The sequence below is a fragment of the Tateyamaria sp. genome, assembly GCF_059783535.1.
Genome location: NZ_JBYNDP010000141.1, coordinates 1,724 through 9,016 on the forward strand (window position 1 = coordinate 1,724; position 7,293 = coordinate 9,016).

At 60.2% G+C, this 7,293-nt stretch carries 6 protein-coding genes and 1 tRNA gene; 4 read left to right on the forward strand and 3 right to left on the reverse strand.

Translation table 11 applies throughout. From position 1 onward, the window contains the following. The coding region (locus tag AC6RA8_RS18945; RefSeq protein WP_500354861.1) for an ATP-binding cassette domain-containing protein at window positions 1-513 on the forward strand (513 nt) is incomplete at its 5' end. Between the two features lie 173 nt (window positions 514-686). Here the strand turns inward: AC6RA8_RS18945 and AC6RA8_RS18950 are convergent. Both AC6RA8_RS18950 and AC6RA8_RS18955 read right to left on the reverse strand, forming a co-directional pair. Next, window positions 687-773, reverse strand: a tRNA-Leu gene (locus AC6RA8_RS18950). A gap of 119 nt (window positions 774-892) precedes the next feature. Continuing rightward, window positions 893-2,254, reverse strand: a complete 1,362-nt coding sequence (locus AC6RA8_RS18955) for a peptidoglycan-binding domain-containing protein (RefSeq protein WP_500354863.1) — start codon at window positions 2,252-2,254, stop codon at window positions 893-895. 155 nt (window positions 2,255-2,409) lie between these two features. On the opposite strand from AC6RA8_RS18955, the gene AC6RA8_RS18960 reads away from it, so the two are divergent. Both AC6RA8_RS18960 and lipB read left to right on the forward strand, forming a co-directional pair. Then, window positions 2,410-3,069: a DsbA family oxidoreductase gene (locus AC6RA8_RS18960; protein WP_500354865.1), complete on the forward strand. Its 660-nt coding sequence runs from the start codon at window positions 2,410-2,412 to the stop codon at window positions 3,067-3,069. Between the two features lie 4 nt (window positions 3,070-3,073). Further along, window positions 3,074-3,730 carry a lipoyl(octanoyl) transferase LipB gene (lipB, locus tag AC6RA8_RS18965; protein WP_500354867.1) on the forward strand — a complete coding sequence of 219 codons (657 nt, stop codon included), beginning with the start codon at window positions 3,074-3,076 and terminating at the stop codon, window positions 3,728-3,730. Between the two features lie 90 nt (window positions 3,731-3,820). Here lipB and AC6RA8_RS18970 read toward each other — a convergent pair whose 3' ends face one another. Further along, window positions 3,821-6,298 (reverse strand): Hint domain-containing protein, encoded by a 2,478-nt coding sequence (locus AC6RA8_RS18970; RefSeq protein ID WP_500354869.1) that lies wholly within the window; start codon window positions 6,296-6,298, stop codon window positions 3,821-3,823. A gap of 375 nt (window positions 6,299-6,673) precedes the next feature. On the opposite strand from AC6RA8_RS18970, the gene AC6RA8_RS18975 reads away from it, so the two are divergent. Beyond that, window positions 6,674-7,293: cbb3-type cytochrome c oxidase subunit I (locus tag AC6RA8_RS18975; protein ID WP_500354871.1), on the forward strand; the 620-nt coding region annotated here is incomplete at its 3' end.

Here is a 7,293-nt window from a genome sequence, read left to right on the forward strand (position 1 = left end):
GAACTGCGCCGCCACATCGCGCTGGTGCCGCAAGAACCCGTGCTGTTTCACCGGTCGCTGGCCGAAAACATCGCCTATGCAAGTCCCGGAGCCACCTTGGATGAGGTGCGCGAAGCGGCCGAGCGTGCGGGTGCCGCCGACTTCATCGGCCGCCTGCCCAAAGGGTACGGGACCGAAGTGGGCGAGCGCGGCGTGAAGCTGTCGGGGGGGGAGCGTCAGCGTGTGGCCATTGCACGCGCCTTCCTGTCCGATGCACCCGTTCTGGTGATGGACGAGGCGACCTCTTCGCTCGACTCCGAAGCCGAAGCGCGCGTTGCCGAAGCCGCCGAGCGGTTGATGGAAGGGCGCACAACGCTGGTCATCGCCCACCGGCTTGCCACGGTCGAACGGATGGATCGGATATTGGTCTTTGATCGCGGCAGAATCGTCGAAGACGGCACACCAGCCGAGTTGATGGCGCGCGAGGATGGCCTCTATCGCGCACTTCGCCAACGCCAGACGCTTGCGGCCTGACAAAACCGCGCGGGGCATATCTCCAATTGTCCGAGATATGCCCCGCGATATGCCAGAAATACGGAACGCGCTACCGCAGCCGGCGCGCGTGACTTTTAAGCCGCAACAGCCCGTGAAAGCACACAGGGATATGCCATCGCAGCGTCGGTCTCAAAACAGGATGTCGGAGAAAGTGGTGCGGCCGGCGAGACTCGAACTCGCACGAGTGTTACCTCACAGCGACCTCAACGCTGCGCGTCTACCAATTCCGCCACGGCCGCACGCCTTGACTTGGTGAGCGGGGTTTAGCGATGAACGCGCTCGTTGCCAAGACCGAAAACTCAAAGAAAAACCGGGGCCATGGGTCGGCCCCGGTGTCTGTCCTCAAACGAGGTGTCTATCAGTCGCTGGCCAGACCGAATGTCGGCAATGCAGCAGGCTGCACAGTGGGTTGCGCAGGTGCCGCGAGGCCGGAATTCGACGTGCCCAGACGCAGCGAGGCCTGACGCAGCAGTTCCACACGCTCAGGCTGGCCGGGTGCGAACACGGCAGGCGCGCCGGAATCCACGGCCTTCAGCCCCTCGGCATACCAGACGCGGGCGGAATCGATCCGCTTGTTTGTGCCAAAGCCCTGCGCCAAGTGGTGCCCCATCATCTCACCATAGACATGATCACCCATGGCAAAAAGCATCAGGGCCGAGCCCAGCGCCACGTCCATGTTGTCAGTGCGGTAACCAACGCCCATGCAGATCTGCGCCGTGCCTTTCAGCTGTGCAGGCGACATGCCGGTGGTCAGGATGAAGCCCGCGACGTCCTGCACCACCTCGGGCTGCGACTTGAGCGCAAGCGACGCAACATAGGGCTGCATGGCCGGACCGAACTGTTCGCACTGCGAAGCAACCTGATCAGGCGTGAACCCTTGCACCTTGGCAATCATATTCTCGCTCGTGGCGATGGCATAGGTCCGTGCGAGGCAGAACTGTTCGTTCAACGCGACATCCGGGTCCGTCATCGCCGCCGCCGTGGTGAAACCACCATTGGTGTTGGTCAGCAGCGACACGGTGTTGCAATGCGAGGCGAGAGATGCGGTTGCCCCACCGCCAAGGAAGTTCGGCAAGGCCGGCGCTGCCGCTTCGGTTGGTGCTGCAGGTGCCGCGGCCTCGGGCGCTGCTGCGACAACAGTGGTTGTTGTGGTCGTGCCAACGGTGGGTGCGACGGGCTGCGGAGCAACGACAATGGTGGTGTTCGGTGCCAGTGGTACCGCAGGCTGCTGGCCCGCCAATTCCGCCCGGTAGGTCTTGAGCAGACCACGCGTGCCGTCCGGTGTCGTCGCGATCTGTTGCGTCACGGCATAGCCGCCCGCCTGTGCACGGTTGTAGGACGTGATCAGCAGGTTCTGCTCAAACGGTGTGAGCTGACCGGTTGCAGGGTAGCCGAGATAGGCCTGATAGGACGAGATCGCGTTCCGCGACCGACGCCCCAGCTGCCCGTCAACGGTGCCAGCATTGAAACCAAAATAGTTCAACGACGCCTGAATCTCGCGCCCTTCCTGCGTGGATGGCAGCCGCGGCTTGTAGGTCTTCTTGGTGTAGGTGCGCTGTGTCGCCTTCCTACGCTGGTTCTGCTTGGTTGCCGCGTGACCGACGATGCCGCCAATAATGGCACCGGCTACGAAGTCACCGGCATCCGCGGTAACACGCGTTGCGGGAACAATGGCCATGGACAGTGCAACGAAAGAAACAGCAATGGACTTTGTGAACATGAATAACCCTCCAGAATATGCGCATATGCTAACAATTCCGCGCGATTTGGGGAGTCACAAATTCCATACCTGCCCGTTCAGACGCCCAAATGCTTGAAACTTGGTCTCATGAAGGTGATGTAGGCCGCATCAACAGCGCCACAGGAGCGCAAATCATGCCCGATACCGACTCACCTGTCATCGACGTGGACATCGTTTCAGACGTGATGTGCCCCTGGTGCATCGTGGGATTCCGTCAATTGGAGCAGGCTCTGGGCACCACCGGCGTGGGTGCCCGCGTACGCTGGCACCCGTTTGAATTGAATCCTGACATGCCGCCGGAAGGTCAAAACCTGACCGAACACATCGCCGAAAAATACGGAGCATCACCGGAACAATCCAAACAGAACCGAGCCCAGATGCAGGCGCTGGGGTCCAGCCTTGGGATCGACTTCGTCTTCTCTCCGGACAGCCGCATCGTCAACAGCTTCGACGCCCATCAACTTCTTGACTTCGCCTTGGCGCAGGGACTGCAACACCCTCTGAAACTGGCGCTTTTCAAAGCGCATTTCACCGAACAGCGCGATGTCTCGGACCGCACCATACTCCTGTATATCGCAGAAAGCGTCGGCCTAGACCGGGCCGAGGCGGAAGAGGTTCTGCAATCCGGAAAACTGAAGGAAAGTGTCCGCGAGAAACAAGCGTTCTGGACCTCGCACGGCATCTCGGGTGTGCCTTCAATGGTCTTTGGCGGCAAGTACCTGGTCACCGGGGCCCAAGGGGCAGAGAACTACGCCCAAATTCTCCGTAAGGCGGGCGAGGACGCGGCGGGCTAGCGCGATGGTCGAATGGATCACGACACCGGGGCTGACCGATTATCGCGAGGCCGAAGCCTGGATGGAGGCGCGCGCGACCGCGATTGCTGCGGGCGAGGCAGATGAATGCATTTGGCTGTTGGAACATCCGCCTCTTTATTCCGCAGGCACCTCGGCCAAGACCGAAGACCTCACCGATCCCGACCGCTTTCCAGTGTTCCAAACGCGGCGCGGCGGCCAGTATACCTATCACGGCCCCGGCCAGCGGGTGGCGTACACCCTTCTGAACGTGGGCAAGCGCGGACATGATGTGCGCGCCTTTGTTCAGGACCTTGAGGCATGGGTTATCGCCACGCTTGAGTGCTTCAACGTCAAGGGAGAAATTCGTGAAGGGCGCGTTGGTGTATGGGTGGCACGGCCCGAAAAGCCCTCCCGCCCCGACGGTGCGCCAGCCGAGGACAAGATCGCGGCGATTGGGATCCGGCTGCGCAAATGGGTCAGCTTTCACGGCCTCAGCATCAATGTCGAACCTGACCTGTCCCATTTCGATGGGATCGTGCCCTGCGGCATTGCCGAACATGGTGTAACGTCTCTGGTCGATCTTGGACTGCCGGTGATCATGGAAGATGTGGACGTGGCCTTGCGCCAAAGCTTTGACAGCGTGTTTTCAAATCAAACGTGATCCAAAGGCCGCTGGCGCGACACCAAGTTTCAGGGGGCTCTGCCCCCGCCCTACGGGCTTCCCCGAGGTATTTTCAGTCGGAAGAAGGGTTCAACCGACCATCCCGGCAAGTGCACGGGCCTCGTAGCCCTTCATAACCGGGCGTATGCAGCGACTCGCGCACATCAGCAACTCGGGGAACAGGCGCGCGATTTCAGTGGCCACCGCTCCTTCCTCGCTATCGCCGTATTCCGCGGCCTCGACCGCGTCGCGTGTCAGGTGAAAGCTTTCGGTCGGTGCCCCTTCGGCAAAGATCACTTCATGCCGGTCCATGAGGATATGGTAGTAGGTCAACTCGGGCATCGGCGTACGGTAAATCAGGTCGCCGCGCACAAGGTTCGCGGCACTGACCAGCACTTCTTCCGCGCCAAACAACATCTGCGCACGCCAATCCGAGATCAGCATGCGGTGCGCCGGCGACACGATCAGGTCACGATCATTGTCGAGTGCCCCGGCCGAGATGTGGACCGGCGCAAGCGCGCCCGATCCGTCAACCCGGCGCCGCAGAACAGCCCTGACCGGGCGGTCGCCATTGTCCCATGTGCGCAGACGCATGCCTTTGCGCAAGTTTTGTACCTCGACCGGACCGTCAACGGTATCAATCAGCGCCCCTTTCGTGAAACAGGCGACATTGGTGTTGTCAAAGGTCAGATCACCCCCGGCGACACCGGTCATGGTGATCGACCCGCCCAGAGCGGTATTGTCGCTGAAATCACCCACCGATTGGTTCAGGACGCCGTCATCTGCCAGATCCGCGCGCAGCTCGAAGATGTTGGTGTAGTACGAGCTCAGGTCGATAAAGTCGTTGTTGGTCTGGTCTCCATCCGTGATGGAGCCTGTGTTACCCGCATTGAAATCCGTGATGACATCATCATCATCGCCAGGGTTGAAGACATAGATATCGCCGCCAGCCCCACCCGTCAGCGTGTCATCGCCCGTCCCACCGATCAGCGTATCGTCCGCGGTGTCGATCCGCACAACGCTGAAATTGTCGATGGCAAAGCTTTCATTGGTGATGCTGGAATTCAGCGTGCTGCCCAGCCCCAGATCCAGCGTGGTTGGTGGATTGTCGATCGTGATCACGACATTCATGATCGTGTCTTGCGAGTTCGACACCGATCCGCCGGTGGTATAGCCCAGTTCTCCGGTGACAGTGTTGGTGAAGTCCAACGTGTAGGTGGCCCCATCTGCCCCGACAAAGCTCTGGCTGGCAGGTGACGACGTATCGCCCGCAAGGTGACTGAAACGCACCTCTTCCCCGTTCAGGGTGATAACGAAATCTTCACCATCCCAGCTGTCCAGCAACAGGGCGTCGAACTCGATCTGCACTTGTTCAGCATCGGTGAGGTCAAAGCTGCGTTCGGTTGCGATAGTGCCATCCGGTGATCCAAAACGTCCCAGCGACGTGCCAAGGCCAGGGTCCGTCTCGGTCGTGTTGTTGGTCCAGCCGCTGGCGCCGCTTTCAAAGTCATCTTCGTAAAGCGTCGTGGCATTGGTCCCAGTGTCGCCGACCAGAACGTCTGCACCGCCGTCGCCAACAAGGCTGTCAGATCCCTGTTCGCCCTCCAGCGTGTCGCGACCACCGCCACCTTCCAGCGTGTCGTCCCCTGTGCCACCGCTCACACTATCGCGGCCGCTGCCGCCATCCATTGAGTCGTCACCCGATCCGCCCGTCAGCGTGTCGGCACCGCCGTCGCCCTGGACGACATCGTCACCGCTACCACCGTCAACACTGTCCCTGTTGGCCCCACCGGACAGAGTGTCATTGCCGCCGTCGCCAAGGATCGTATCATTGCCGCCCCCGCCATCGATCACATCGTCGCCCTCGATGCCCGCAGGCGTGCCAGTCACCGAAAACTCCGGTCCGGGAGGGATGCCGATCATGGACGAGGTCAACAGGTTTTCACTGACATTGCCGGTGTCTGGCCCACTGATCGTGGCCGACAGTGCATCGCCGCCTTGGTTTTCCCAGTACCGGATCTGAATGGTATAGGTTTCGTTCGGATCCAGTGTCACGTCCCCGAAACGGGTGGTCGTCGCCTGGTGGAAGTCGTTGTTCAAATAGTCCAGCGTCCCACCAGTCTGGTTGTTGAACTGGAGTGGGTTTCCATTTGAGTCGAAGATTTGGATGGTCGACCCGTCATCAGAAGACGTGGTCAGCCGGTATGTGCCGCCGCTCGTGACATTCAGCGTGCTGGTATAGATGACGCCAAAATCTTCGGGGTTACCCGAGGTGCCGCGCACCGTGTTGGTCAATCCGCTTTCGTTGAAGTCGGTGACATAGCCGGAACCCGTTCTCACACCGCTTTCGATGTCAAAGGCCTGCCCCGCGGCAGATGAAAAGTTGAAATCGAATGTCTCGAAATGCCACGCCCCCTCGACAGGACCGTCTCCGCTCAGAACGTCATTGCCGCTGCCACCGCTGATAGTGTCAGAGCCCAGACCACCGGTCAGCGTATCGGTTCCGGTGGTTCCCGAAATGACCTGGTCACCCTCGGTGCCCGGGTTGGTGTTGTCGTTCGTTGCCATGTTTGCACTCACTGCTCGACGCGTTCGCGCGCCTTGATGCCCGGTTTGGCTGCGGATTCCGGCGCTACAATGGATGAATAACGCCTAGAACGGCCCTTTATTGCGGCATTTGCAGGGCACTGCGAGCGTACTTGGAACACTGCAGCAAAGTATCGCCGGTTTGTTTCGCCGTCAGAAACGCAAACCGCCACACCCTGGGTTCACATCAAGAAGTCAGGGTAGAGGGTGCAGGATGTTTCACGCGCGACAATTCATCCCGGCCCTTACGCGTATCTTCCATTGATGCGGGCGGGCCAAAACTCTAGAACCACTCAAGAATCCGTGCGCGAAGCGGGAACCACGCGCGCGAAGTAACCAACAGCCAGGAGGCACCGCATGGCAGACGCAGCCATTCACGGGCACGAGCACGAAGACGAACGGGGCTTTTTCACCCGTTGGTTCATGTCCACCAACCACAAAGACATCGGTATTCTGTACCTGATCACCTCGGCCCTCGCCGGTTTCATCTCGGTCGCATTCACGGTGTATATGCGCCTTGAGCTGATGGATCCCGGCGTCCAGTACATGTGTATGGAAGGCGCGCGCCTGACTGCCGCTGCTGCGGGTGAATGTACACCCAACGGTCACCTCTGGAATGTTCTGATCACCGGCCACGGCATCCTGATGATGTTCTTCGTGGTGATCCCCGCCCTTTTTGGCGGATTTGGCAACTATTTCATGCCGTTGCAGATCGGTGCGCCGGACATGGCGTTCCCACGGCTGAACAACCTGTCTTTCTGGCTGTATGTCGTTGGTACAACGCTGGCCGTGTGCTCGGTGCTGGCACCAGGTGGCAACGGCCAGCTTGGCTCGGGCGTGGGCTGGGTTCTTTACCCACCGCTGTCCACCAACGAAGCTGGTATGTCGATGGACCTCGCGATCTTCGCCGTGCACGTCTCGGGCGCCTCGTCGATCCTGGGTGCGATCAACATGATCACCACCTTCCTGAACATGCG

What these genes read in the sequence shown, in the direction of transcription:
- AC6RA8_RS18960 (WP_500354865.1), top strand. Translation starts at nt 2,410, where the DNA reads ATGCCCGATACCGACTCACCTGTCATCGACGTGGACATCGTTTCAGAC.
- AC6RA8_RS18970 (WP_500354869.1), bottom strand. Translation starts at nt 6,298, where the DNA reads ATGGCAACGAACGACAACACCAACCCGGGCACCGAGGGTGACCAGGTC.
- AC6RA8_RS18955 (WP_500354863.1), bottom strand. Translation starts at nt 2,254, where the DNA reads ATGTTCACAAAGTCCATTGCTGTTTCTTTCGTTGCACTGTCCATGGCC.
- lipB (WP_500354867.1), top strand. Translation starts at nt 3,074, where the DNA reads ATGGTCGAATGGATCACGACACCGGGGCTGACCGATTATCGCGAGGCC.